Here is a 25362-nt window from a genome sequence, read left to right as displayed (position 1 = left end):
GATTTAGACCAAAGCGTTTTTCTGTTTTAACCAAACAGGGAGGAGGAGCCAAATGAAAAATATACAATCTTTTATCAAACAAAGTGATGATTTTCAGTCCATTTTCAATGGGCTAAAGGAAGGGTTAAAAGAACAGTTGCTCGCAGGACTATCAGGCTCCGTCAGATCTTTATATACAGCGGCAATATCAGATGAATCAAACCGTCCAATGTTTATTGTGACACATAATTTGTATCAGGCGCAGAAGGTAACAGATGATCTAGCAAGTGTCGTATCAGATCGCTCAGTCCTTCTTTATCCTGTAAACGAACTCATTGCTTCAGAAATTGCTGTCGCCAGCCCTGAACTAAGAGCGCAGCGGCTTGATGTGCTCAACCGTCTAGTCAATGGAGAAAACCCCATTGTCGTGACCCCGGTAGCAGCAGTTCGCCGAATGCTTCCTCCAGTTGAGCTTTGGAAGGAGAGCCAGATTCATTTGGAGATTGGTGAAGAAATTGATTTGGATGCGTTTTCAAAAAAACTTGTACAAATCGGTTATGACCGGACGTCCATGGTCGCTGCGCCCGGAGATTTTAGTGTGCGTGGAGGCATCATTGATATTTATGCGTTAACGGAGGAGCATCCCATCCGTATTGAGCTGTTTGATACTGAAATCGACTCGATTCGGACTTTCCATTCCGATACACAGCGGTCTCTAGAATCGCTTCAAGAAGTCAAAATTGGTCCAGCAAAAGAGCTGATTGTCAGAGGGCCTGAACGAGTGAGAGCCATTGAACAGCTTGATCAAGGACTTGCGAAAAGTTTGAAAAAATTCAATTCAGACAAACAAAAGGAATTATTGCATCAGAACATTTCTGCTGATCGAGAGAAGCTGCTAGAAGGCATCGTCACACAAGAGATGACAAAGTACCTTTCGTATTTCTATGAGAAGCCTGCTAGTTTGCTAGATTATACTGCACAAGACACGATTATCATCCTAGATGAAATCAGTAGAATTCAGGAGATGGAAGAACAGCTTAAACAGGAAGAAGCTGATTGGACAATTAGTTTGCTAGAAGAAGGAAATATTCTTCACGATTTAAAACTCTCATTGCCGTTTCAAGAGCTAATGAATAAGCAATCGAGGTCGATTTTGTATTACTCATTGTTCTTAAGGCATGTCCAGCATACAAATCCGCAAAATATCGTCAATGTATCTAGTAAGCAGATGCAGAATTTCCATGGGCAAATGAATGTTCTTGCCAGTGAAATTGAGCGCTACAAGAAACAAAACTATACCGTTGTCTTTTTAGGTGCTGATGAGGAGAGATCGCAGAAACTGTCTTCTGTATTACATGACTATGACATTGAAGCAGCGCTTGCGAATCATGATACTGAGCTTGTGAGTGGGCAAGTTTATATTTTACAAGGCGAGCTTCAAACAGGTTTTGAATTGCCATTATCGAAAATTGCCTTGATTACAGAAGGTGAACTGTTTAAGAAACGTGTGAAAAAACAGGCACGTAAGCAAAAACTCACCAATGCTGAGCGGATCAAGAGCTATTCAGAGCTACAGGTCGGCGATTATGTGGTGCATATTAACCATGGGATCGGAAAATATTTAGGAATCGAAACACTTGAAATCGGCGGCATTCATAAAGATTATTTAAACATTCATTACCAAGGAAGCGACAAGCTCTATGTGCCTGTTGAACAAATTGATCAGGTACAAAAATACGTAGGTTCAGAAGGAAAAGAACCGAAGCTGTACAAACTAGGCGGAAGCGACTGGAAACGTGTGAAGAAAAAAGTGGAGTCATCTGTTCAGGATATTGCAGATGATCTCATCAAGCTGTATGCAGAGCGTGAAGCAAGCAAGGGCTATGCATTTTCACCAGACCATGAAATGCAGCGCCAATTTGAATCTGCATTCCCTTACCAAGAAACAGAGGATCAAATCCGCTCTATTCAAGAAATCAAGAAAGACATGGAGCGGGAACGTCCAATGGACCGTCTGCTTTGTGGAGACGTGGGGTATGGGAAAACAGAGGTGGCCATTCGGGCTGCCTTCAAAGCCATTGCAGACGGGAAGCAGGTTGCACTACTTGTTCCGACAACTATTTTGGCTCAGCAGCATTACGATACGATCATTGATCGGTTCCAAGACTATCCTATCAAGATTGCTCAGCTTAGCCGTTTTCGTACCCGAAAAGAAACAACTGAAACGTTAAAAGGATTAAAGAATGGAACGATTGATATGGTTATCGGGACACACCGTCTCCTGTCAAAGGACATTGTGTACAAGGATTTAGGACTGTTGATCATTGATGAGGAACAGCGTTTTGGCGTGACACATAAAGAGAAAATTAAGCAAATGAAAGCCAATATTGATGTGCTGACATTAACTGCAACACCAATTCCGCGTACTCTTCATATGTCGATGCTCGGTGTGCGTGATTTGTCTGTTATTGAAACACCACCTGAAAACCGTTTCCCAGTTCAAACATACGTTGTAGAGTACAATGGCGCTTTAGTTAGAGAAGCGATTGAGCGAGAGTTGGCGCGAGGCGGCCAAGTGTACTTCCTTTACAATCGTGTCGAGGACATGGAGCGTAAAGCAGAAGAAATCTCAATGCTCGTTCCAGACGCTAAAGTCAGTTACGCACACGGTAAAATGAGTGAGAACGAATTAGAATCGGTCATGCTCAACTTCCTTGAGGGTGAATCTGATGTATTGGTCAGTACAACCATTATTGAAACGGGTGTTGACATTCCGAATGTGAACACGCTCATTGTCCATGATGCCGACAAAATGGGTCTCTCCCAGCTCTACCAGTTAAGAGGAAGAGTTGGACGCTCTAATCGTGTGGCATATGCGTATTTCACATATAGAAAAGACAAAGTCCTTTCTGAAGTAGCAGAAAAAAGACTACAGGCCATTAAAGAGTTCACAGAGCTTGGATCAGGCTTTAAAATTGCGATGCGTGATTTAACGATTCGAGGAGCAGGTAACTTACTTGGTGCTCAACAGCACGGCTTCATTGACTCTGTTGGATTTGACCTTTATTCTCAAATGCTGAAAGAAGCGATTGAAGAAAGAAGAGGCGACACGACAGCCCAAGAAAAATTCGAGCCGGAAATCGACCTGCAAATTGACGCTTACATCCCAGATTCGTATATCTCAGATGGCAAACAAAAGATCGAGATGTATAAACAGTTTAGAGCGATTGGTTCAATCGAAGAACGTAAAGAACTTCAGGCTGAAATGATTGACCGCTTCGGTGAATATCCACAAGAAGTGGCTGACTTATTTACGATAGCCACGATGAAGGTTTATGCTGTTCAGGAACGGGTGGAGCTCATCAAGATGGAGAAGGGCATTGTCAGACTTACTCTTGATGAGAAAGCAAGCAGTGAAATCGACGGTCAAAAATTATTTGAGCTTGGTAGCCAATATGGAAGGGACATTGGATTAGGAATGGAGGGCAGTAAACTGATTATTTCTGTACAAACAAAAGGGAAGAAAACCGAAGAATGGTTAGAGATCGTTCTTGGTATGCTTCGCGGTCTTCAAAGTGTGAAAAAAGAAACCATCCCGTCTTCATAAAATTTTGTTGATCTCTTGTGTATATTACGTTTGATGTGACGGATACTAAGCACAGAGTCAAGTGGTGAATGTTGCATAAAGTCGACGCTTTTGTTCCATTCACCCAAAAACATCATCAAACGAAAGAGAGGCAGCAGTGAATGAAAGCAACTGGAATTGTACGCCGCATCGACGATCTAGGAAGAGTGGTTATTCCAAAGGAAATTCGCAGAACTTTGCGTATCCGGGAAGGAGATCCGCTTGAAATCTTTGTCGATCGCGACGGAGAAGTCATTTTGAAGAAGTATTCACCGATTAGTGAGTTGGGAGACTTTGCGAAGGAATATGCTGATGCATTATTCGACAGTTTGGGTCATTCCGTGCTCATTTGTGATCGTGATACGTATATTGCTGTATCCGGTAGTTCGAAAAAAGAGTATTTAAACAAATCAGTTAGTGATTTAATTGAACGAACCATGGATCAGCGTAATTCTGTATTAGAGGAAAGCAAGAAAGAAATTCAACTTATTGATGGTATTGATGATGACGTATCAGCTTATACCATTGCACCTATTGTTGCAAACGGAGATCCAATTGGCGCGGTCGTCTTATTTTCTAAAGAGCGTTCAATGGGAGAAGTGGAGCATAAAGCAGCGGAGACGGCGGCTGGCTTCTTAGCCCGTCAAATGGAACATTAGGTCTAATATATCTCTATATCATTTCGCTACACCATGAGAATGCCGATAAAATCCTTTGATTTTGTCGGCGTTTTTTATATGGTCTGAAACAAAACAAGGATTCTCCCGTCTACTCCATAGAAAGAAAAGCTGTTCTGTGATGTATGATATAATGAGTGCGTTTAAAGCAGGTACAGTTTTTTTGATTGAACATAAAGGAGTCATCCATGAAAAATGCTGTGAATCAGCCACATTGGCTTTTTCAAGGTGCGGTGATTTTAACCATCGCAGGCTTGTTATCAAAGATATTAAGTGCCGTCTATCGTGTTCCTTTTCAAAACATAGTGGGGGATACGGGTTTTTATATTTATCAACAGGTGTACCCCTTTCTCGGCACTGCAGTCATGCTTGGAACTACTGGGTTTCCAGTGATGGTGTCCAAGTTGTTGAGTGAGCATGGGGAAGAGAACCGTAGGGTAATTACAAGAGTGTCTTTGCTGTATATCACTATGATGAGTTTGGTCTTATTTCTCTGTCTATATATAGGAGCAGGCTGGATTGCGCAAATGATGGCAGACAGCCAATTAATTTTGCTCATCCAGATGAGTGCGTTTGTTTTTTTATTTTTGCCACTGACTGTCATGCTAAGAGGTGTCTTTCAGAGTGACGGAATGATGCTTCCAACCGCAGTATCACAAATGGTGGAGCAGATCATCAGGGTGGGTGTCTTGCTTGTCTTATCCTTTTATTTAGTGAGGCATGGCTATACGCTCTATGAAACAGGGGCTGGCGCTGTTTTTTCCTCCATTGCAGGAAGTGCGGCTTCTCTCGTGCTACTAGTCATACTTTGGGTGAAATTCAGAAAACAGATGTTTTCTAAGATAACATTAAAACGGGCAACGCTTCGAAAAAAAGATGTTCTGAAGAGTTTATTGCTTTATACATTGACAATCTGTGTGAGCGGGTTGCTCATGATATGGATGCAAATGATCGATGCTTTTCATCTTTATTCCTTGCTACGCAGTGGGGGAATGAGTGAAGCCGATGCGAAGGCGGCGAAGGGTGTCTATGACCGAGGCCAGCCTTTCTTGCAGCTAGGGACGGTGTTTGCGATTAGTATAGGAACCTCTCTCGTTCCTTTTTTATCGTCAGCCATGAGAAATGGACACCATGATGCTATCCGGCAAAAGGTCAGAACATCCATAAAGTCAACCTCGGTTATAGGGATTGGCTCTTCGGTAGGTCTTATTTGTATCTTATCGTCAGTGAATACCATGCTTTTTCGTAATGATTTAGGTACAGATACGCTGCAAATTTTTTGCATATCAATTGCTTTTACCTCTATTGCCATTACGCAAACAGCCTTGCTTCAAGGACTGGGACATCCCATTTATCCAGCCATTGTCGTTATCATCAGTGTGCTCGTCAAATGGGGTCTGACGTTTGTGTTTATTCCGTTATATGGCATCCAAGGGGCTGCCTGGTCGACAGTATTCGGCTTTGTCACCGCAGCGGTGCTAAACGCTGTTTACTTAAAGCGAAAAGGATGGATTTCAATGAGAGAACTGTTCCCAGTGAAAATTCTTTTGTCAGCTGCTTTGATGGCCATCGTTTTATTAGGATATCAGGCGCTGTTTTCTTGGGTCATTCCCTTTGAAAAACGTCCATTTTCTGTTTTAGAGAGCTTGACTGCAGTTTTTATTGGTGGTATCGCCTTTTTATATAGTATTCTTAAACTAGATGTATTTACGGACGAGGAATGGAGACTCATTCCATTAGGTGAAAAAATTTTATATTTTAAACAGATGAGAGGGAAATGAAATGGCAGGTAAGATTACTGTCGTCGGTCTTGGGGCGGGCGACATGGATCAGCTAACGATTGGTGTATATAAGCAACTGAAGCAGGCAAAAGAAGTTTTTATGAGAACGCAAGATCATCCGCTCACAGTAGAATTAATGCAGGAGATCCCGTCTCTTACCTTTTTTGATGAGGTTTATGAGAAGCATGATCAATTTGATTCGGTCTATCAAGAGATTACGGAGACATTATTCTCGGAGGCTAGGGACAAGGACATTGTCTATGCAGTACCAGGACATCCATTTGTTGCAGAAAAGACGGTGCAGATGCTCTTGGCTCAGCAGAAGGAGCGGGGCATTCAGGTGCATGTTGCCGGTGGACAAAGCTTTCTGGATGCGACCTTTAATGCTTTGCAGATTGATCCGATTGAAGGACTGCAATTCGTTGATGCAGGGAATCTACAAGCAGACGATTTGAAACTGACGCAGCATGTGCTGATCTGTCAGGTGTATGATCAGATGACAGCTTCGAATGTAAAACTCACACTGATGGAAAAATTACCAGATGACTATGAAGTCTTCATCGTCACCGCTGCTGGCAGCAGTCAGGAACAGATGAAAGCTGTGCCTTTATTTGAACTTGATCGAGATTTGACGATAAATAACTTAACAAGTGTATATGTTCCTCCGATTCAAGATGAAAAACTTCTCTATCAACAATTCGATACCTTTCGTAAGGTCATTCGTACATTAAGAGGTCCTGGCGGTTGTCCGTGGGATCAAAAACAAACAAATGAATCGTTAAAACCATATTTAATAGAAGAATGCTATGAACTGCTTGAAGCCATTGATGAAGAGGACCCAGATCATATCGTCGAAGAACTCGGAGATGTGCTCCTGCAAGTCTTACTTCACGCACAAATTGGTGAGGATGATGGCTACTTCTCGATTGATGATGTCATCCAGCATGTCACAGAAAAAATGATTCGACGACACCCACACGTATTCGGTGATACGAATGTCACTCAAGCATCAGATGTGGTCGCCAATTGGGAGGAAATCAAGGAGAAGGAGAAGCAAGAGCGACCAGCATCTATTTTACAGTCGATTCCTGCAACACTTCCAGCTTTAACCAAAGCATATAAACTCCAAAAGAAAGCAGCTAAGGTTGGCTTCGATTGGACAGAAATAGAAGATATTTGGAAGAAGTACGAAGAAGAAAAGCAAGAATTCCTAGTTGAGGTGGCAAAGAATGTTAACGAAGACACAACGAAGCAAATGAAAGATGAATTTGGAGATCTTTTGTTTGTCCTGGTCAACATTGGTCGATTTTATCAGCTAGAGCCTGAAACGGCACTCTCTTCAGCAAATACAAAGTTTATTAGAAGGTTTCAGCATATAGAACGAAAGGCAAAGGACATGGGCCGTTCCTTGGAAGACATGACATTAGAGGAAATGGACGATCTATGGAATGATGCCAAACGAATAGAAAGAGGTAATCACGCATGAGACTAGATAAATTTTTAAAGGTTTCTCGTTTAATTAAAAGAAGAACACTGGCCAAAGAGGTAGCCGATCAAGGTAGAATTTCTATTAATGGAACGCAGGCGAAAGCCAGCTCTGACGTGAAAGAAGGAGACGAGCTTCAAATCCGCTTCGGTCAAAAGCTTGTGACTGTCAAAGTCAACGAGTTAAAGGACACGACGAAGAAAGAAGAAGCTGCAGGCATGTATACAGTGCTCAAAGAAGAAAAGACAGCAGAATAGGGCTTGTTCTAAATGACCTTCCTATCACATACAATGCAGTAATAATGCAAGTATGAGATATGGGGGATGTATAAATGAATCAATATTATAATCAACCTCAAGGCACGAAGATGTCATCAGAAGCGGAGCACAATGTCACAATGCGAAACAGAAAGCATTTAGATATTACCGGTGTTAAACAGGTGGAAAGCTTTGATAGTGAAGAGTTTCTGCTAGAAACGGTCATGGGTATTCTAGCCATCCGCGGCGAAAATCTGCAAATGAAAAATTTAGATGTAGAAAAAGGCGTTGTGTCCATCAAAGGGCGTGTTTTTGACTTAATCTATGTCGATGAGCAGCACGGGGAGAAAGCTAAAGGATTTTTTAGCAAGCTGTTTAAATGACGCTGACAGTCCAGTTTTATACGATGCTTTCGATGGCAGCAATGGGCATCTGGCTGGGCGCATCGCTCGATACGTACAAGCATTTTATGAATCGAGAGAAAACAGCGAAATGGCTCCTCATCATCCATGATCTCCTTTTTTGGATGGTGCAAGGTCTCTTATTCTTTTATGTGCTTTTGCTGACAAATGAAGGAGAATTCAGACTGTATATTTTCCTAGCCGTTGCCTTAGGCTTTTCTATGTATCAAGCATTGATGAAACAGTTATATATCAAGCTTCTTAGGTTCACCATGACATGCATTTACAACACTGTTCTGATACTCAAAAGAATCGTAATGTCGATTGTATTCCAGCCGATACGCTTGGCAGTCACATTGCTCCTTCGTGCTATTCTTTTCTTGCTCAATTCGCTCTTGCGTTTTGTTCGCTTCACGTTTCGGCTTGTGTGGAAGGTGATATCAATTGTTTGTTATCCGCTCATCTGGTTACTCAATGTCACGATTGTCCATCGGATTCCCGAAAAATGGCGAACATCAGTTAGATTGTTTTTTTCAAAAGGAGCAGGAATTTTACAAAGGACCAAGAAATTATCCCGTACCATCAAAACGAAATGGAAGCAATTTTGGACAAAGTAAGAGAGGAGGCCTTCAATCTTGAACGAGAGAAAAAGAAATATCGCACAAATACAAAACGATTACCAAAAACAAATGGAACAGCAAGCGAAGCGCTTAAAACGCAAACGCCGAGGACTCCTTAGAAGGCTTACCGTATTTGGAGTAGTGGTGCTCATGTTTGCTGTCTTAGTGACAAGTGCTCTCTGGTCGCAATCATCAGCCTTAAAGGAAAAAGAAGAAAAGAAGGTTGCGTTAGAAAAAGAATTGAAGCAATTACAAACAAAGCAGGAAGATATTTCTGATGAGATTAAGAAGCTGAAAAGCAAGGAATACGTGCTCGAACTAGCACGACGGGACTATTATATGTCCAAAAAAGGCGAAAAAATCTTTGATGTGGGCAATTAGAGTGATTAGCCTTGTTGACACTTAAAATTCAGTTTATGTATAATTGAACAAATGAGATTTTTTTATAAGTCTAAGGAGGAGCACTTTTTTTATGTCGATTGAAGTTGGCAGCAAGTTACAAGGGAAAGTTACAGGCATTACAAATTTTGGAGCTTTTGTGGAGTTGCCAGGCGGTTCAACTGGTCTCGTTCATATCAGTGAGGTAGCCGATAACTATGTAAAAGATATCAATGAGCATTTAAAAGTCGGTGAACAAGTTGAAGTGAAAGTGATTAACGTTGAAAAAGACGGCAAAATCGGCTTGTCCATTAAAAAAGCAAAAGATCGTCCTCAACAACAAGCAAGACCAAGCAGAAATGATTTCCGTCCGAAAGAATCGTTTGAACAAAAAATGAACAAATTCTTAAAAGATAGTGAAGATCGCTTAACATCTTTAAAACGTAATACGGAATCAAAACGTGGGGGGCGCGGAGCAAGAAGAGGTTAACTTGTTGCTGCTTTCTATATATCATTTATATCAAAGCATCTGCAGTTCAGCAGATGCTTTTTTTATAAACATGATGTTTTTGGGTATTTGATCATTTAATTTGAAACTTTCTATTGACGGACAAGCGAATCCTTTGTATTATAGTTCTTGTGCTTCTTAGCGCATTTAGATTATGGCGGCGTAGCTCAGCTGGCTAGAGCGTACGGTTCATACCCGTGAGGTCGGGGGTTCGATTCCCTCCGCCGCTATCCTTTTAACAGAACATTAAGGCAAGGCCCGTTGGTCAAGCGGTTAAGACACCGCCCTTTCACGGCGGTAACACGGGTTCGAATCCCGTACGGGTCATCTTTTTAAGCAGCTTTCATTTGGAAAGCTGTTTTTTTGTGCTTTTCGTAAAATTCTGATGAATGATATCGACTTACATGAAAGTATGCATCTATAACGAATAAAGCGTCGAACGTTTTATGGAAACGACAACTTCTTTTGACAAAATTTCTTTTTCACCTTCGATATAATGACAGACAACGAATATCAGGTGGGGGATGAGAAGATGGAAAAACTAGAAAGAAGAACTGATTTAACAGGAGCGGGTTTTGAAAGAATCAGTGCAGGTTTGAAAAAGATGAAAAACCTGTTTCTTCATCACACGCATTCTCTTTTTTTCTATAAAGGGTTTATTTATGTTGTTCTCGGTTTTTTATTAGGACGAGCCTTTATTTTATCTGAAATTATGCCGTTTGCCTTACCTTTCTTTGGGTCCATGCTGCTTATTAAAAAGGACAAGGCCATGCTCGCTTGTCTAGCTTTGCTCGCTGGTGCTATGACCATATCACCTCAAAATGCCTTATTTGTTTTTGCTTCATTAATGGTGTTCCTCATGATGTCAAAAATCGTTTCTTTCATCATCAAAGATCCAGTGAATACACTGCCAGTTGTTATTATCCTCTCGATGTTGATTACACGAGGAGCCTTTGTTTATGCTCAGCAGGGAGCCGTACAAAGCTACGATTATGTGATGGCGGGCGTCGAAGCGGGACTTGCCTTCATTTTGACTTTAATTTTTCTTCAAAGCTTGCCGATTTTTACAGTCAGGAAAATGAAACACGCCTTAAAGGTCGAAGAAATCATCTGTTTTATGATTTTAATTGCGTCTGTTTTAACAGGTTTAGCTGGAATCACCTTTCAAGGAATGCAGGCTGAGCATATTCTATCGCGTTATGTAGTCCTCACATTTGCCTTTATTGGAGGGGCAAGTATCGGTTGTACGGTGGGTGTCGTGACAGGATTAATTCTTGGTCTGGCGAACATTGGGAATCTCTATCAAATGAGTCTTCTTGCTTTCTCAGGATTATTGGGCGGTTTACTAAAAGAGGGGAAGAAAGTAGGGGCTGCCATTGGTTTAATCGTCGGTTCCTTGCTCATCTCACTATATGGGGAGGGGTCAGCAGGTTTAATGACTACTTTATATGAATCAGTTATGGCAGTCTTGCTGTTTTTACTCACGCCTCAATCGGTCACCTCTAAGGTGGCAAAGTATATCCCTGGTACGGTAGAGCATGTACAGGAGCAGCAGCAATATGCTCGAAAAGTAAGAGATGTGACAGCTAAAAAAGTAGACCAATTCTCCAATGTATTTCATGCGCTGTCTGAGAGTTTTGCAACATTTTATGAATCCATTCCTGAAGAGAAGCAGCAGGAAGAGGATGTGGATCTTTTTTTAAGTACGATCACAGAACGGTCCTGTCAAACGTGCTATAAGAAAAATAAATGCTGGGTGCAGAACTTTGATACAACCTATGAACTCATGAAGCAAGTTATGCATGAATCAGATGAAAAAACATATGAACATAACCGGAAATTAAAAAAGAAATTCAGCCAGCACTGCTCAAAAGCAAAACAAGTAGAGGAATTAATTGAGGAAGAAATCGCTTACTACAAAGCAAATCAGACCCTTAAGAAAAAAGTCCAAGATAGCAGACGACTTGTTGCAGAACAGCTTATGGGTGTATCACAAGTGATGGAGGATTTTTCCCGGGAAATAAAACGGGAAAGGGAACAGCACTTTATTCAAGAAGAGCAGATGATTGAAGCGCTTCAGCACTTTGGTATTGAAATTCAGCAAGTTGAAATCTATAGCTTGGAGCAGGGGAATGTCGATATTGAAATGAGAATCCCATATTGCAACGGTCATGGTGAATGTGAAAAAATCATCGCTCCAATGCTCTCGGATATTTTAGAGGAGCAGATTTTAGTCAAGGCAGAACAGTGCGCTGAGCATCCAACAGGCTATTGTCATGTTGTATTTGGTTCTGCAAAATCTTATCGAGTAACTACAGGTGTAGCGCATGCAGCAAAAGGCGGGGGGCTTGTTTCAGGAGACAGCTACAGCATGATGGAACTAGGTGCAGGAAAATACGCTGCAGCAATTAGTGATGGCATGGGAAATGGCGCAAGGGCCCATTTTGAAAGCAACGAAACGATTAAGCTTTTAGAAAAAATATTAGCGTCAGGTATCGACGAAAAAGTGGCGATCAAGACCATCAATAGTATTTTATCTTTACGGACAACAGATGAAGTCTATTCAACATTAGATTTATCGATTATTGACTTACAAGATGCTAGCTGTAAGTTCCTGAAAATTGGTTCAACCCCGAGCTTCATTAAACGGGGAGATCAGGTGATGAAAGTCCAAGCAAGTAATTTACCTATTGGAATTATTGATGAATTTGAATTAGAGGTTGTGAGTGAACAGATGAAGGCGGGAGACCTCCTGATTATGATGAGCGATGGCATTTTTGAAGGACCGAAGCATATTGAAAATCATGATCTGTGGGTAAAACGAAAAATGAAAAGCTTTGAAACGGAGGACCCGCAAGAGATTGCTGATTTATTAATGGAAGAGGTGATTCGGACAAGAGCAGGTCAAATCGAGGACGATATGACGGTTGTTGTCATTAGATTAGATCACAACACGCCAAAATGGGCGTCTATTCCGACAGGTACTTTCTATCACGAGAAACAAGAGATTTCTTAAAATATCGTATAATATGAATTTCTTCTGGCGATGATGGGGATATAAGCATTCAGTTACAATCCCAGGAGGAATGAAGATGCGAAAAGGTCATGTAAACCAAATCTTATTGATTACAGATGGCTGCTCCAATCATGGGGAAGATCCACTTGCGATCGCCTCATTGGCAAAGGAACAAGGAATTACAGTCAATGTCATTGGCATTATGGAAGAAAATAGACACGATCATGAAGCGATGAAAGAAGTGGAAGGCATTGCATTAGCAGGCGGAGGAATTCATCAGGTCGTCTACGTCCAACAATTATCTCAGACAGTACAAATGGTCACAAAAAAGGCCATGACACAAACACTGCAAGGTGTTGTGAATAAAGAATTGCAGCAAATTTTAGGCAAAGATGCTGAGATTGAAGAGCTCCCGCCTGATAAGCGTGGTGAAGTGATGGAAGTTGTCGATGAGTTAGGAGAGACTGTTCACCTTCAAGTTCTTGTGCTTGTGGATACAAGTGCAAGTATGAAACCGAAGCTGCCAACAGTCAAAGAGGCACTCATTGACCTTTCCATTAGTTTAAATTCGAGAATTGGTGAAAATCAGTTTGGGATGTGTGTATTTCCCGGGAAAAACTCAGATGCAGAAATGGTGTTGAATTGGACACCTCGATTTGATTCGCTATCATCTATTTTCCCGAAGCTGACCACTGGAGGGATCACCCCGACTGGACCAGCTCTCCGAGAAGCACTCCAACATTTCAAATCAGTTCGTTCACGTAAAGGATTGCTTGAAGCAAAGGAAGAGCATGATGATGAATTCGGCTTCTAACATCCCGTTAGGCACGGTGATAAAAGGGAAATGGCACAATCATCATTACCGTATTGCAAAAGAGCTGGGAAAAGGGGCGAACGGTGTAGTCTATCTTGCCGATGCGCCAAATGGGCAAGTTGCCATAAAAGTGAGTGATGACAGCATGCTTATTGCATCTGAAGTCAATGTATTAAAATCCTTTTCAAAGGCTCCTGTGAAAAAAATGGGGCCTTCTTTTTATGATATGGACGACGCCGTCTACCCCGGAATGTCTCAAAAGTGTTCATTTTACGTCATGGAATATGTCAGGGGGCCATTGCTGCTGGACTTTGTGAAACAAAAAGGTGATGAGTGGATTGTTGTATTAATGGTTCAACTATTGTCTAATCTTGCTCATTTACATAAAGAAGGCTGGATTTTTGGCGACTTAAAGCCAGATAATTTGATCGTATCAGGTCCTCCTGCGACAATTCGGTGTGTTGATGTCGGCGGGACAACAAAGGCGGGAAGAGCAATCAAGGAGTATACAGAGTTTTTTGATCGCGGCTATTGGGGATTCGGTACAAGAAAAGCGGAGCCGACTTATGATCTATTTGCCTTGTGTATGGTGATGGTGAACTGTGCCTATAAAAAGGAGTTCAAAAAAGGACCGGAACCTAAAAAACAGCTTTATCGAGCCATTGAAGGGCATCCTTTATTAAAACGATATGAAGGGGTATTAAAGACCGCACTTCAAGGGAAATATCAAACAGCAACAGACATGAAAAGCGCCATGCTGAGAGAAGGTCAAATACTCGCTACAAGAAAAAATCATCAAAAGAAGCCAACACAAAAAAGGAGACAGCCACCTGCTGTAACTCAAAAGCACAATGCGACTTCACGATCACGAGTGGTTGCGGCCAAAAGGTCGTCTGTTCATAAAAAATCAGGAGGGCTTTTTGAAACCATTCTCATCGTGTGCAGCGTTCTCGCTCTTTACTGTGCATATGTCGTTCTATTCCTATTATAAGGTGTAAAAAAACATGCTTCTTCTTTGCTTGGAGCAACTTAAAGTGATAGGATATGTATATCTTTTAAATTACCTGCTCTTTGTGAGGAGGCAGTTGTGAATAGAATTGATGTTTTTTTGAAAAAACATAATGTTTTACTTGAAAATACGACAGTCATTGTCGGGGTTTCCGGCGGACCGGATTCTATGCTGTTATTGCATGAGTTAAACAAGCGTCGAAAAGGTTCTTTTCAGTTGATTGCAGCCCATGTTGATCACATGTTCAGAGGAGAGGAATCATACGCTGATTTGACATTTGTTGAAGCTTACTGTGATGAGCAAGATATCCCATTTGAATCGGCCCGCATACAGGTCACCCAATATGCAAAAGAAAATCGCTTAAACAAACAGGTAGCTGCAAGAGAATGCAGATATGCATTTTTTCGTCAATTGATGGTGCAGTACAATGCGCGATTTATAGCGCTTGCACATCATGGAGACGATCAAGTAGAAACGATGTTGATGAGACTGACTAGAGGGACCGTTGGAATAGGGCTTGCAGGTATACAGGCGAAGCGTCCCTTTCAAGACGGCTGGCTGATTCGTCCGCTGATTGGCTATTCTAAGGAAGAAGTACTAAAAGCATGCGAAAAAGAAAGTGTTCCATACGTGACTGATCAGAGCAATTATTCGGATGACTACTTGAGAAATCGGATAAGAAGACACATTCTTCCCGTATTAAAAGAAGAAGCACCTCATGTGCATAAAAGCTTCCAGTTTGTAAGTGACATGCTGACTGAGGACGAACAATACTTGCAGGCATTAACTAAGAAACAAATGAATAAGGTAATCACAAGTCAAACTCCTAAACAAATTGAGATCAAAACGAAGCCTTTGCTTGACCTGCCTTTGCCTTTACAAAGAAGAGGCATTCAACTAATATTAAACTATCTTTATGAAAACATTCAATCAGCGTTTTCAAACCAGCATATTCTAGGGACTTTAGACTGGTTATCTCATACGGATCAACCGTCTGGATCATTGGATTTGCCAAAGGGTTTACAGGCTGTCAAATCATATGAGCACTGTATGTTTACCTTTGAACGATCGCTTCTATTGGACAGTCCTTACGCTCTGCAACTTAAAGCTGAGCCAGGAGAGGAACTTCTTCTCCCAAATGGTATGTCCATTGTGGTATCAAATCATGTTCCGAAGGATGCACGGAACGGGAATAGTTTTTTCTTACTACAAAAAGATCATGTTCGTCTCCCTTTAATCATTCGATCAAGAAAAAATGGTGATCGGATCAAACTAAAAGGAATGAATGGATCAAAAAAGGTGAAGGATATATTTATTGATAAAAAAGTGCCTCTTGCAAAAAGAGACAGCTGGCCGATCGTTACTGACTCGGATCATCAAATCATCTGGATACCAGGTTTGAAAAAATCCGTTTTTGAAGAAATTGATATGACAAACAGCGATCTCATTGTATTACAATATAGGCAGCACGAAAATTTGTAGGGGGCAAGCAAAAGCATGAAACAAGATATTGAAAAGATTTTGATCTCAGAAGAGGAGATCCAGCAAAAAGTAAAAGAACTGGGCGCAACATTAACCAGCGATTATGATGGTAAATTTCCCTTGGCGATTGGTGTTTTGAAAGGGGCTCTTCCATTCATGGCAGACCTGATCAAACACATTGATACATATTTAGAGCTTGACTTTATGGATGTATCAAGCTATGGAAAGTCTACCGTATCTTCTGGAGAAGTAAAAATCATTAAGGATTTAGATACTTCTGTTGAAGGAAGAGATATTCTAATTATGGAAGACATCATCGACAGTGGGTTAACTTTGAGTTATCTGGTAGAGCTTTTCCGATACCGTAAAGCAAATTCCATTAAAATTGTCACATTGCTAGATAAACCAAGCGGTCGCAAAGCAGACATCAAAGCAGATTATGTTGGTTTTGAAGTGCCAGATGCATTTGTTGTCGGCTATGGATTGGATTTTGCTGAACGTTACCGAAACCTCCCGTATATTGGAGTGTTAAAACCATCTGTTTACGAAGGCTAATCAGCATACGTGTACATGAGGTTATTGGTTGTGTTGGAATGATTTTCTATGATACTATTGAACATAGTTGTGCTTACTGTGGGAGGAGGTAAGGAATGAATCGGGTTTTTCGTAATACGATTTTTTATATACTTATTTTACTACTTGTGATTGGGGTCGTTAGTTGGTTAGGATCTCCAAATGCAAAACCTGAGAACATATCTTACAGCAAATTTTCGCAAAATCTAAGTGCGGGAAAAGTGGAGAGTATCTCCATTCAGCCTGTAAGAGGGGTTTATGAAATTCGTGGTCAATTAACGGGCGCGAAGAAAGATCAATATTTCATTACCCATGTTCCAGATGGTCAAGGTGTTGACCAAATTTACAGTGCACTGAAGAAGACAGATGTAAAAGTAGAACCAGCACCTGAAACAAATGGATGGCTGACAGTTCTGACGACTATTATTCCATTTATCATCATCTTTATCTTATTCTTCTTCTTATTGAACCAAGCTCAGGGCGGCGGAAGCCGAGTGATGAACTTTGGTAAAAGTAAAGCAAAGCTTTACACAGAAGAGAAGAAGCGTGTGAAATTCAAAGATGTTGCGGGTGCAGATGAAGAAAAGCAAGAGCTTGTAGAGGTCGTTGAATTCCTGAAGGATCCGCGTAAATTTGCTGAGCTTGGCGCAAGAATTCCTAAAGGGGTTTTACTAGTAGGACCTCCAGGTACAGGTAAAACATTGCTTGCAAGAGCAGCTGCAGGAGAAGCAGGCGTTCCTTTCTTTAGCATTAGTGGTTCTGACTTCGTTGAGATGTTCGTCGGTGTCGGTGCATCACGTGTGCGTGATTTATTTGAAAATGCGAAAAAAAATGCACCTTGCTTAATCTTTATTGATGAGATTGATGCAGTAGGTCGTCAGCGTGGAGCAGGTCTTGGCGGCGGTCATGACGAGCGTGAGCAGACGCTTAACCAGCTTCTTGTTGAAATGGATGGTTTCAGCGCCAATGAAGGAATCATTATCATTGCTGCGACCAACCGTGCAGATATACTAGACCCTGCATTGTTGCGTCCGGGACGTTTCGACCGTCAAATTACGGTAGACCGCCCAGATGTCATTGGACGTGAAGAAGTACTGAAGGTTCATGCGAAAAACAAACCGCTTGATGAGACAGTGAACTTGAAAGCCATTGCAAGTAGAACCCCAGGATTCTCTGGTGCAGACCTTGAGAACTTACTAAACGAAGCAGCACTTGTGGCTGCCCGTCAAAACAAAAAGAAAATTGATATGCGTGATATCGATGAAGCGACTGACCGTGTCATCGCTGGTCCGGCTAAGAAAAGCCGTGTCATTTCGAAGAAAGAACGTAATATCGTCGCATATCATGAAGCGGGTCATACCGTCATTGGACTTGTCCTTGACGAAGCAGATATGGTGCATAAGGTTACAATCGTTCCTCGTGGACAGGCGGGTGGCTATGCTGTGATGCTTCCGAGAGAAGATCGCTATTTCCAAACGAAGCCAGAGCTTCTTGACAAAATTGTCGGCTTGCTCGGAGGACGTGTGGCAGAGGAAATCACTTTTGGTGAAGTGAGTACTGGTGCTCATAATGACTTCCAGCGTGCGACAGGCATTGCACGTAAAATGGTAACCGAGTTTGGTATGTCCGATAAACTTGGACCGCTTCAATTTGGTCAATCGCAAGGTCAGGTTTTCCTTGGACGTGATTTCAACAATGAGCCGAATTATAGTGAAGCCATTGCTTACGAAATCGACCTAGAAGTCCAGCGTTTCATCAAGGAGAGCTACGAGCGTGCGAAACAAATTCTCACTGAGAATAAAGATAAGTTAGAGATTATTGCACAAGCGCTTCTAGAAGTTGAAACATTAGATGCTGAACAAATTAAATCTCTTTACGAAACTGGAAAACTTCCAGAGCGTGTATACGCAGATGATGAAGAGAAAAAAGATGATGTGAAAGTAAATATCAAGAAAAAGGAAGATAAGGAGATCTAATCTCCTTTCCTGAAAGCTGCTGGTATCACCGGCAGCTTTTTATTTCGTTTCATGAATGGATTGATTTCGAATTGTTTACAAATGGAACTCAATTCGTGTATGGTATGATAGAAAGTCGAATTATGATCTTTTGAGAAACTATTCAAAGTGGTGATAAAGTTGTTACTCGTGATAGATGTAGGGAACACAAATACCGTTTTAGGTGTATATCATAATGGCGATCTGAACTACCATTGGCGAATTGAAACAAGCCGTCACAAAACAGAAGATGAATTTGGCATGTCGATTCGGTCACTATTTGATTATGTAGGATTAATGTTTGACCAAATTGAAGGCATTATCATTTCATCTGTTGTCCCGCCAATGATGTTTGCGTTAGAAAGAATGTGTGAGAAGTACTTTCACATTACGCCCCAAATTGTTGGACCTGGAATGAAGACGGGACTTAACATTATGTGCGATAACCCAAAGGAAGTGGGAGCTGATCGAATTGTCAATGCGGTTGCAGCTATTCACCTTTATGGAGCACCTCTTATCGTGGTTGACTTTGGAACAGCAACGACCTATTGCTATATCAATGAACATAAACAATACATGGGTGGAGCCATTGCACCAGGTATTACCATTTCAACAGAGGCTTTGTATACAAGAGCGGCGAAACTACCAAGAATTGAAATTGTCCGTCCGGATCATATCGTAGGAAAAAACACCATCAGTGCGATGCAATCAGGTATCCTATATGGATATGTTGGACAAGTTGAGGGAATAGTGAAGCGAATGAAACAACAAGCAAAACAAACACCGAAAGTCATCGCAACAGGCGGTCTTTCTACATTAATTGGTCATGAGTCAGACTGTATTGATGTTGTCGACCCGTTCTTAACCCTAAAAGGACTTCAATTAATTTACGAACGGAATCGTGTCGGTGTACGATAGGAGGTAAATCAAAATGGATTACTTAGTTAAAGCGTTAGCGTATGACGGCAAAGTCCGCGCCTATGCTGCTAACACAACAGATACAATCAACGAAGCACAAAGAAGACATTATACTTGGCCGACTGCATCAGCAGCAATTGGAAGAACAATGACTGCTACTGTGATGATGGGGGCCATGCTAAAGGGTGAGCATAAACTTTCTGTCAAAATAGAAGGCGGTGGACCAATCGGAGCAATTATTGCCGATAGTAATGCAAAAGGTCAGGTGCGTGGATATGTCACGAATCCTCAAGTTCACTTCGACTTAAATGAACATGGCAAGCTAGATGTCAGACGTGCAGTTGGAACGACAGGAACCTTAAGTGTCGTCAAAGACATAGGTCTGAGAGAGCACTTCACAGGACAAACAGAAATTGTCTCAGGTGAAATTGGTGATGATTTCACTTATTATCTCGTCTCTTCTGAGCAAGTACCTTCCTCTGTAGGAGTGGGTGTCCTTGTGAATCCAGATAACTCCATCTTAGCAGCAGGCGGCTTCATCATTCAATTGCTGCCAGGAACAGAAGACCATGTCATTGAAAGGCTTGAAAAACGCCTCTCAACCATTGAACCAATCTCTAAACTCATTGAAAAAGGAATGTCACCAGAAGAGATTTTAGAAGAAGTTCTCGGTGAAAAACCTCAAATTTTAGAAACTGTACCTGTCGAATTCTATTGTCATTGTTCAAAAGAACGGTTTGCGTCTGGCATTATCAGCTTAGGCAAAGCCGAAATTGATGATATGATTGAAAAAGACGGACAAGCAGAAGCTCAATGCCATTTTTGTAACGAAACGTATGTATTTACAAAAGAAGAGCTAGAAGAGCTACGTGAAGAAACAACCCGCTAAGCTCTAGGTAGCGGGTTTTCTTTTTATTATGGAAAGGAGACGAAAGATGAGACTAAAAGCAAGAGCGGTATGGACATTTATCCTCGTTTTGCTCATGATGAATTCAGTTGTTATTGCATATGTGCTGACAAAAACACAAATGTCGCAGGCTTCTTCAACCGGTAAGGGCGGTGAAGAAATTGCATCAATCGGAAAAGAGAAAATAACCCGTCAACAATGGCTTAAGAAGATGGAGGACCGCTACGGTAAGGCGACGCTTGAGCAAATGATTAATCAACAGGTTGTGAATCAGCTTGCAAAAGAAAATCAGCTCAAGGTATCGTCAGAGGAAATTAACAGAGAATTGCTCATGCTCAAAGCTGTCAATAATAATTTCTACGAGGATGGTCATACAAGCGAGAAAGAATGGAAGGAGCAAATTCGTTACAATATCTTACTAGAACAGCTTCTGACGCGAGATGCAGTTGTATCTGACAAAGAAGCCAAAGCCTTTTATGAAGAAAATAAAGACTTATATCAATATGATGACTCTTATCGTATTCGGCATATTGTGGTAAAGACAAAAGAAGAGGCAGAGAAAGTGTTAAAAGAACTCAAAGGTGGATCAAGCTTTGAAGCTGTGGCAGCCGAACGTTCTACTGATCGTTACACCTCGCCTTATGGGGGAGATCTTGGCTTTGTGACAGAAGAACAAGAAAATATCCCCGCCTTATACATACAACAAGCCCAAAAGCTTCAACTGAACGAATGGACGAAAGAACCCATTGAGACCAAAAATGGATATGCCATTATTCAATTAAAAGAAAAATTAAATGGTCGTTCCTTCTCTTATGAAGATGTCAAAGATCAGATCAAAAGGCAGATCGCCATGGAGGACTTAGGCGAAAAGGCGAATGTCAAAACCCTGTGGAAAGAAGCAAAAGTCACATGGTTTTACGATGGAGAGCAGGACTAAAAGCATTGACAAAATTTTTCGAAATTGATAATTTATTATTAATACAATAAAATTACTCGGAGATAGAGGTGTTAGTGATGGCTCGAATTGCAAATTCAATTTTTGAACTAATAGGAAATACACCAGTCGTTAAATTAAACCGTTTAGTAGATGAAGACAGTGCGGATGTCTACTTAAAACTTGAATATATGAACCCAGGAAGCAGTGTAAAAGATCGTATTGCGTTAGCGATGATCGAAGACGCTGAAGAAAAAGGCAAATTAAAAGCAGGCGACACGCTGATTGAACCAACAAGTGGTAACACTGGAATTGGCCTTGCGATGGTGGCGGCAGCCAAAGGGATCAAAGCGATTTTAGTCATGCCGGATACAATGAGTCAGGAGCGCCGCAACCTATTACGCGCTTACGGTGCAGAGCTTGTATTGACACCAGGTGCAGAAGGGATGAAAGGTGCTATTAAAAAAGCGGAAGAACTTGCGGAAGAGCACGGTTATTTCATGCCTCAGCAATTTAACAACGAAGCAAATGCTGAAATTCACCGCCGTACGACTGGAAAAGAAATTCTTGAACAGTTTGATGGTCAGCTTGATGCATTTATTGCAGGTGTTGGTACGGGTGGAACGATTACTGGTGCTGGTGAAGTATTAAAAGAAGCTATCCCATCTATTAAAGTCTATGCAGTTGAACCAACTGACTCTCCTGTATTGTCAGGAGGAAAGCCAGGACCGCATAAAATTCAAGGGATTGGAGCAGGGTTTGTTCCTTCTATCTTGAATACGGAAGTGTATGACGACATTATCCAAGTTCGAAACGAAGATGCATTTGAGTTTGCAAGAAAAGCGGCAAAAGAAGAAGGAATCCTTGGAGGAATTTCTTCTGGTGCAGCCATATACGCAGCACTTCAAACAGCGAAGAAGCTTGGTAAAGGGAAAAAAGTCTTAGCGATTATCCCAAGTAATGGTGAGCGTTACCTCAGTACACCTCTTTATCAATTCGATTAAATAACATGTCCCCAGCATTTGCTGGGGTTTTTTTACGAATTTTGAAGATGGACAGCAAAATACTATTTTCTAAATAAAAAGGATTGCATTAAAATAAGGGTAATGAAAATAAAAAAGGATGATAACATGACACAACGCAGGCCGACGGGCATTAAAATTCCTTTTACGAAAGATCAATTCTTAAAGAGATATGAACAACTATCTGCACGTGAAACACACCATGTTCTTCTTGAAAGTGCACGCGGGGGAGCATATAGCATTGCAGGCATCAATCCGATAGCCACCGCTAAAGGAAAAGATGGGATGACGACAATTCATTATCAAGATGAGACGCTGTTTAAAGAAGGTGATCCACTAAGGGTATTTGCTGAGTGGTTTCAAACTTTTCAAACCGAAACGAACGAGGAGTACCCTGACTTTCAAGGAGGAGCGATTGGGTTTTTAAGTTATGATTATGCAAGATATATAGAGCATTTTAAAATGCTATCAATTGATGATCTTAAGACACCTGATATGTATTTCCTCGTGTTTAATGATGTCGCTGTTTATGATCATCAAGAAGGAGTTCTTTGGCTTATCACTCATACACATGAAGAAGAGCCTGTCGCTACTGCTCATCGAAGATTAGAAGAATTGAAACAAAGCTGGACCAGTACCTCAGACGAATCAACATATTCGCCAGTAAACGCGCCTTCCTCAGAATTTGTAACAGCAGCGCCTTTTACTGAGGAAACCTTCGGCGAAGCAGTAGATAAGATTAAGCAATATATCACAAACGGTGATGTGTTCCAGGTGAATCTATCCATCAGACAAGACGAACAGCTTCGTACTCACCCATATGAACTTTACAAAATACTGCGTCAAGTCAATCCGTCTCCATATATGTCATATGTGCATACGCCCGATTTCCAAATTGTTTGTGGATCACCAGAGCTACTCATAAAGAAGAAAGGAACACAATTAGAAACCCGACCGATCGCTGGTACAAGATCAAGAGGCAAAGATGAAGCAGAGGACCAGGCGCTTGCAAAAGAACTCATTGAAAATGAAAAAGAACGTGCAGAGCATGTGATGCTCGTTGACCTTGAACGGAATGATCTTGGACGAGTGTCCACTTATGGGTCAGTGCAGGTGAATGAATTTATGGCAATTGAAAAATATTCACACGTGATGCACATTGTGTCTAATGTGAAAGGGGAGTTGCGTGATGATTGTGATGCGGTAGATGTGATGCGAGCCGTATTCCCTGGTGGAACTATTACCGGTGCACCAAAAGTAAGAACAATGGAAATTATAGAAGAGCTTGAGCCAACAAGACGTGGGCTTTATACTGGATCTATAGGCTGGTTTGGATTTAATCAAGATATGCACTTTAATATCGTCATTCGTACGGCATATTGTACAGAAGGCAGGGCATTTATGCAGTCAGGTGCCGGTATTGTCATTGACTCTGTGCCAAAGCACGAATACAAAGAATCCATTAAAAAAGCCTATGCTGTGAAAAAAGCATTACAGTTGAGCGAAGAAGAGACTATTTTGAGTTAGAGGTGAGCAGAGTATGATATTAATGATTGATAATTATGATTCATTCACGTACAACTTGGTTCAGTACTTAGGCGAGCTTGGTGAGGAATTGGTCGTCAAACGGAATGATCAAATGACGATCCAAGAAATTGAACAGCTCACGCCAGATTTTCTCATGATTTCTCCAGGACCATGCAGTCCTGATGAAGCTGGAATTAGTATGGAGGCCATCAAACATTTTGCTGGAAAAATCCCGATTTTTGGTGTGTGTTTAGGTCACCAGTCCATAGCACAAGTATTTGGCGGAGATATCATTCGAGCGGAGCGATTAATGCATGGCAAAACGTCAAAGATTGTGCATGACGGAAAGGGCGTTTTCACAGGTCTTCCAAACCCGCTCGTAGCGACGAGATATCATTCATTGATTGTCAAGGACGAGACGCTGCCGGAGTGCTTTGTGGCTACAGCTAGAACAAAAGAAGGCGAGCTCATGGCCATTCGCCACAAGGAACTGCCGATCGAAAGTGTCCAGTTCCATCCTGAATCAATTATGACCTCCTTTGGGAAAGAAATGCTCAAGAACTTCATTGAAACCTATCACACAAAGGGGCATGAAGTGAACGTATGATCATTTATCTGAACGGTCAGTATATAGAGGAGAAAGAAGCGACTCTTTCTCCTTTTGATCATGGTTTTCTATATGGCATCGGTGTATTCGAAACATTTACCAGCCTTGCAGGACAAGTTTTCCTGTTAGATTGGCATCTTGAAAGGCTCAATCAATCACTTCTTGACCTTTGCATCGAGTCCACAATAGAGAAACCATTTGTACTCGACATCATTCAAACCTTGCTGAAAAAAAACGAATTCACAGATGGTCATGCGAGGATTCGTTTCAATGTCTCTGCAGGTAGAGGCAATGGGTTTTCTGCTGACCCATATCAGAACCCGGTGATTTTTGTCATGATTTCCCCATTTCAACCTGAATCGGTTTTAGAAGAGAAACAAGGAGTCATTCTTCAGACGAGAAGAAACACACCAGAAGGTCCAAGACGGCTCAAGTCTCATCATTACATGAATAACCTTCTCGCTAAAAGAGAAATCGGGAACGATCCATCAATGGAAGGCATTTTTTTGACAAAAGAAGATTGTGTTGCAGAAGGAATTACCTCGAATGTGTTTTGGCGAAAGGGAGATGTGATCTATACACCGTCACTTGACACAGGCATATTAAACGGTGTCACACGTCGATATTGTATAGAAACTCTTCGTGAACAGGGAGCTTTACTAAAAGAAGGACAATATCCAGTATTGCATATACTCTCAGCGGATGAGGCGTGGATGACCAATTCTGTACAGGGAATCATTCCTTTCCGAAGTATTGGAGAGACCGTTTTACCGGAAGATAAACGAACGATCTCATCAAAGTTGAGAACACAATATACAAAAGAACGTCTAGAACATACAGAGTAGGT

At 41.4% G+C, this 25362-nt stretch carries 22 protein-coding genes and 2 tRNA genes; all 24 read left to right on the top strand.

Translation table 11 applies throughout. The features are described 5' to 3' along the window. Positions 1-52 precede the first annotated feature (52 nt). The 24 genes from mfd (at position 53) to pabC (ending at position 25360) form a co-directional block, all read left to right on the top strand. Positions 53-3586, top strand: coding sequence for a transcription-repair coupling factor (gene mfd / locus ABVJ71_RS11050; RefSeq protein WP_353854054.1), 3534 nt, complete (start codon positions 53-55; stop codon positions 3584-3586). Positions 3587-3726: 140 nt separating this feature from the next. After that, positions 3727-4263 carry a stage V sporulation protein T gene (gene spoVT, locus ABVJ71_RS11045; RefSeq protein WP_353854053.1) on the top strand — a complete coding sequence of 179 codons (537 nt, stop codon included), beginning with the start codon at positions 3727-3729 and terminating at the stop codon, positions 4261-4263. Positions 4264-4469: 206 nt separating this feature from the next. After that, positions 4470-6062, top strand: coding sequence for a polysaccharide biosynthesis protein (locus ABVJ71_RS11040; RefSeq protein ID WP_353854052.1), 1593 nt, complete (start codon positions 4470-4472; stop codon positions 6060-6062). Position 6063: 1 nt separating this feature from the next. After that, positions 6064-7548 (top strand): nucleoside triphosphate pyrophosphohydrolase, encoded by a 1485-nt coding sequence (gene mazG / locus ABVJ71_RS11035; RefSeq protein ID WP_353854051.1) that lies wholly within the window; start codon positions 6064-6066, stop codon positions 7546-7548. Beyond that, positions 7545-7805 carry an RNA-binding S4 domain-containing protein gene (locus ABVJ71_RS11030; RefSeq protein WP_071168246.1) on the top strand — a complete coding sequence of 87 codons (261 nt, stop codon included), beginning with the start codon at positions 7545-7547 and terminating at the stop codon, positions 7803-7805. The genes mazG and ABVJ71_RS11030 overlap by 4 nt, the downstream gene beginning before the upstream one ends. A 74-nt stretch (positions 7806-7879) precedes the next feature. Next, positions 7880-8188, top strand: coding sequence for a sporulation protein YabP (yabP, locus tag ABVJ71_RS11025; RefSeq protein WP_353854050.1), 309 nt, complete (start codon positions 7880-7882; stop codon positions 8186-8188). Further along, entirely contained in the window at positions 8185-8823 is a 639-nt protein-coding gene (gene yabQ / locus ABVJ71_RS11020; protein ID WP_353854049.1) for a spore cortex biosynthesis protein YabQ, read from the top strand. The genes yabP and yabQ overlap by 4 nt, the downstream gene beginning before the upstream one ends. 18 nt (positions 8824-8841) lie before the next feature. After that, a complete protein-coding gene (locus ABVJ71_RS11015; protein WP_353854048.1) occupies positions 8842-9207 on the top strand; it encodes a septum formation initiator family protein in 366 nt (121 codons plus the stop codon). 91 nt (positions 9208-9298) lie between these two features. Then, a complete protein-coding gene (locus ABVJ71_RS11010) occupies positions 9299-9694 on the top strand; it encodes a S1 domain-containing RNA-binding protein (protein ID WP_060697873.1) in 396 nt (131 codons plus the stop codon). Positions 9695-9868: 174 nt separating this feature from the next. Continuing rightward, positions 9869-9942: transfer RNA gene (locus ABVJ71_RS11005), tRNA-Met, on the top strand. Between the two features lie 25 nt (positions 9943-9967). After that, positions 9968-10039 (top strand) — tRNA-Glu (locus ABVJ71_RS11000). Positions 10040-10244: 205 nt separating this feature from the next. Next, positions 10245-12728 (top strand): stage II sporulation protein E, encoded by a 2484-nt coding sequence (spoIIE, locus tag ABVJ71_RS10995; protein ID WP_353854047.1) that lies wholly within the window; start codon positions 10245-10247, stop codon positions 12726-12728. 76 nt (positions 12729-12804) lie between these two features. Continuing rightward, positions 12805-13542, top strand: coding sequence for a VWA domain-containing protein (locus ABVJ71_RS10990; RefSeq protein ID WP_353854046.1), 738 nt, complete (start codon positions 12805-12807; stop codon positions 13540-13542). After that, positions 13526-14533, top strand: coding sequence for a protein kinase family protein (locus ABVJ71_RS10985; protein ID WP_353856641.1), 1008 nt, complete (start codon positions 13526-13528; stop codon positions 14531-14533). Before ABVJ71_RS10990 ends, ABVJ71_RS10985 begins: the two co-directional genes overlap by 17 nt. A gap of 96 nt (positions 14534-14629) precedes the next feature. Next, positions 14630-16033: a tRNA lysidine(34) synthetase TilS gene (gene tilS, locus ABVJ71_RS10980; RefSeq protein WP_353854045.1), complete on the top strand. Its 1404-nt coding sequence runs from the start codon at positions 14630-14632 to the stop codon at positions 16031-16033. 15 nt (positions 16034-16048) lie between these two features. Beyond that, entirely contained in the window at positions 16049-16588 is a 540-nt protein-coding gene (hpt, locus tag ABVJ71_RS10975) for a hypoxanthine phosphoribosyltransferase (RefSeq protein ID WP_008357399.1), read from the top strand. Between the two features lie 95 nt (positions 16589-16683). Then, positions 16684-18582 carry an ATP-dependent zinc metalloprotease FtsH gene (ftsH, locus tag ABVJ71_RS10970; protein ID WP_353854044.1) on the top strand — a complete coding sequence of 633 codons (1899 nt, stop codon included), beginning with the start codon at positions 16684-16686 and terminating at the stop codon, positions 18580-18582. A 159-nt stretch (positions 18583-18741) separates the two neighbouring features. Then, positions 18742-19518 carry a type III pantothenate kinase gene (locus ABVJ71_RS10965; RefSeq protein WP_353856640.1) on the top strand — a complete coding sequence of 259 codons (777 nt, stop codon included), beginning with the start codon at positions 18742-18744 and terminating at the stop codon, positions 19516-19518. Positions 19519-19531: 13 nt separating this feature from the next. After that, complete coding sequence (hslO, locus tag ABVJ71_RS10960) at positions 19532-20407, top strand: Hsp33 family molecular chaperone HslO (protein WP_353854043.1); 876 nt, start codon at positions 19532-19534, stop codon at positions 20405-20407. Positions 20408-20453: 46 nt separating this feature from the next. Continuing rightward, positions 20454-21362, top strand: coding sequence for a peptidyl-prolyl cis-trans isomerase (locus ABVJ71_RS10955; RefSeq protein WP_353854042.1), 909 nt, complete (start codon positions 20454-20456; stop codon positions 21360-21362). Between the two features lie 77 nt (positions 21363-21439). Further along, positions 21440-22363, top strand: coding sequence for a cysteine synthase A (gene cysK / locus ABVJ71_RS10950; RefSeq protein WP_353854041.1), 924 nt, complete (start codon positions 21440-21442; stop codon positions 22361-22363). Between the two features lie 126 nt (positions 22364-22489). After that, on the top strand, positions 22490-23908 hold the full coding sequence (locus ABVJ71_RS10945; protein ID WP_353854040.1) for an anthranilate synthase component I family protein: 1419 nt from the start codon (positions 22490-22492) through the stop codon (positions 23906-23908). 13 nt (positions 23909-23921) lie between these two features. Further along, the gene (pabA, locus tag ABVJ71_RS10940) at positions 23922-24515 is read left to right on the top strand and encodes an aminodeoxychorismate/anthranilate synthase component II (RefSeq protein WP_353854039.1); all 594 of its coding nucleotides are present in this window, start codon (positions 23922-23924) and stop codon (positions 24513-24515) included. Next, on the top strand, positions 24512-25360 hold the full coding sequence (gene pabC, locus ABVJ71_RS10935; RefSeq protein ID WP_353854038.1) for an aminodeoxychorismate lyase: 849 nt from the start codon (positions 24512-24514) through the stop codon (positions 25358-25360). The genes pabA and pabC overlap by 4 nt, the downstream gene beginning before the upstream one ends. Positions 25361-25362: the final 2 nt, after the last annotated feature.

The sequence above is a fragment of the Bacillus sp. Bos-x628 genome, assembly GCF_040500475.1.
Lineage (GTDB): Bacteria > Bacillota > Bacilli > Bacillales > Bacillaceae > Bacillus > Bacillus maqinnsis.
The sequence above is the reverse complement of the archived record's forward strand: the minus strand, read 5'-3'. Positions and strand labels throughout refer to the sequence as shown.

What these genes read in the sequence shown, in the direction of transcription:
- mfd (WP_353854054.1), top strand. Translation starts at nt 53, where the DNA reads ATGAAAAATATACAATCTTTTATCAAACAAAGTGATGATTTTCAGTCC.
- spoVT (WP_353854053.1), top strand. Translation starts at nt 3,727, where the DNA reads ATGAAAGCAACTGGAATTGTACGCCGCATCGACGATCTAGGAAGAGTG.
- ABVJ71_RS11040 (WP_353854052.1), top strand. Translation starts at nt 4,470, where the DNA reads ATGAAAAATGCTGTGAATCAGCCACATTGGCTTTTTCAAGGTGCGGTG.
- mazG (WP_353854051.1), top strand. Translation starts at nt 6,064, where the DNA reads ATGGCAGGTAAGATTACTGTCGTCGGTCTTGGGGCGGGCGACATGGAT.
- ABVJ71_RS11030 (WP_071168246.1), top strand. Translation starts at nt 7,545, where the DNA reads ATGAGACTAGATAAATTTTTAAAGGTTTCTCGTTTAATTAAAAGAAGA.
- yabP (WP_353854050.1), top strand. Translation starts at nt 7,880, where the DNA reads ATGAATCAATATTATAATCAACCTCAAGGCACGAAGATGTCATCAGAA.
- yabQ (WP_353854049.1), top strand. Translation starts at nt 8,185, where the DNA reads ATGACGCTGACAGTCCAGTTTTATACGATGCTTTCGATGGCAGCAATG.
- ABVJ71_RS11010 (WP_060697873.1), top strand. Translation starts at nt 9,299, where the DNA reads ATGTCGATTGAAGTTGGCAGCAAGTTACAAGGGAAAGTTACAGGCATT.
- spoIIE (WP_353854047.1), top strand. Translation starts at nt 10,245, where the DNA reads ATGGAAAAACTAGAAAGAAGAACTGATTTAACAGGAGCGGGTTTTGAA.
- ABVJ71_RS10990 (WP_353854046.1), top strand. Translation starts at nt 12,805, where the DNA reads ATGCGAAAAGGTCATGTAAACCAAATCTTATTGATTACAGATGGCTGC.
- ABVJ71_RS10985 (WP_353856641.1), top strand. Translation starts at nt 13,526, where the DNA reads ATGAATTCGGCTTCTAACATCCCGTTAGGCACGGTGATAAAAGGGAAA.
- hpt (WP_008357399.1), top strand. Translation starts at nt 16,049, where the DNA reads ATGAAACAAGATATTGAAAAGATTTTGATCTCAGAAGAGGAGATCCAG.
- ftsH (WP_353854044.1), top strand. Translation starts at nt 16,684, where the DNA reads ATGAATCGGGTTTTTCGTAATACGATTTTTTATATACTTATTTTACTA.
- hslO (WP_353854043.1), top strand. Translation starts at nt 19,532, where the DNA reads ATGGATTACTTAGTTAAAGCGTTAGCGTATGACGGCAAAGTCCGCGCC.
- ABVJ71_RS10955 (WP_353854042.1), top strand. Translation starts at nt 20,454, where the DNA reads ATGAGACTAAAAGCAAGAGCGGTATGGACATTTATCCTCGTTTTGCTC.
- cysK (WP_353854041.1), top strand. Translation starts at nt 21,440, where the DNA reads ATGGCTCGAATTGCAAATTCAATTTTTGAACTAATAGGAAATACACCA.
- ABVJ71_RS10945 (WP_353854040.1), top strand. Translation starts at nt 22,490, where the DNA reads ATGACACAACGCAGGCCGACGGGCATTAAAATTCCTTTTACGAAAGAT.
- pabA (WP_353854039.1), top strand. Translation starts at nt 23,922, where the DNA reads ATGATATTAATGATTGATAATTATGATTCATTCACGTACAACTTGGTT.
- pabC (WP_353854038.1), top strand. Translation starts at nt 24,512, where the DNA reads ATGATCATTTATCTGAACGGTCAGTATATAGAGGAGAAAGAAGCGACT.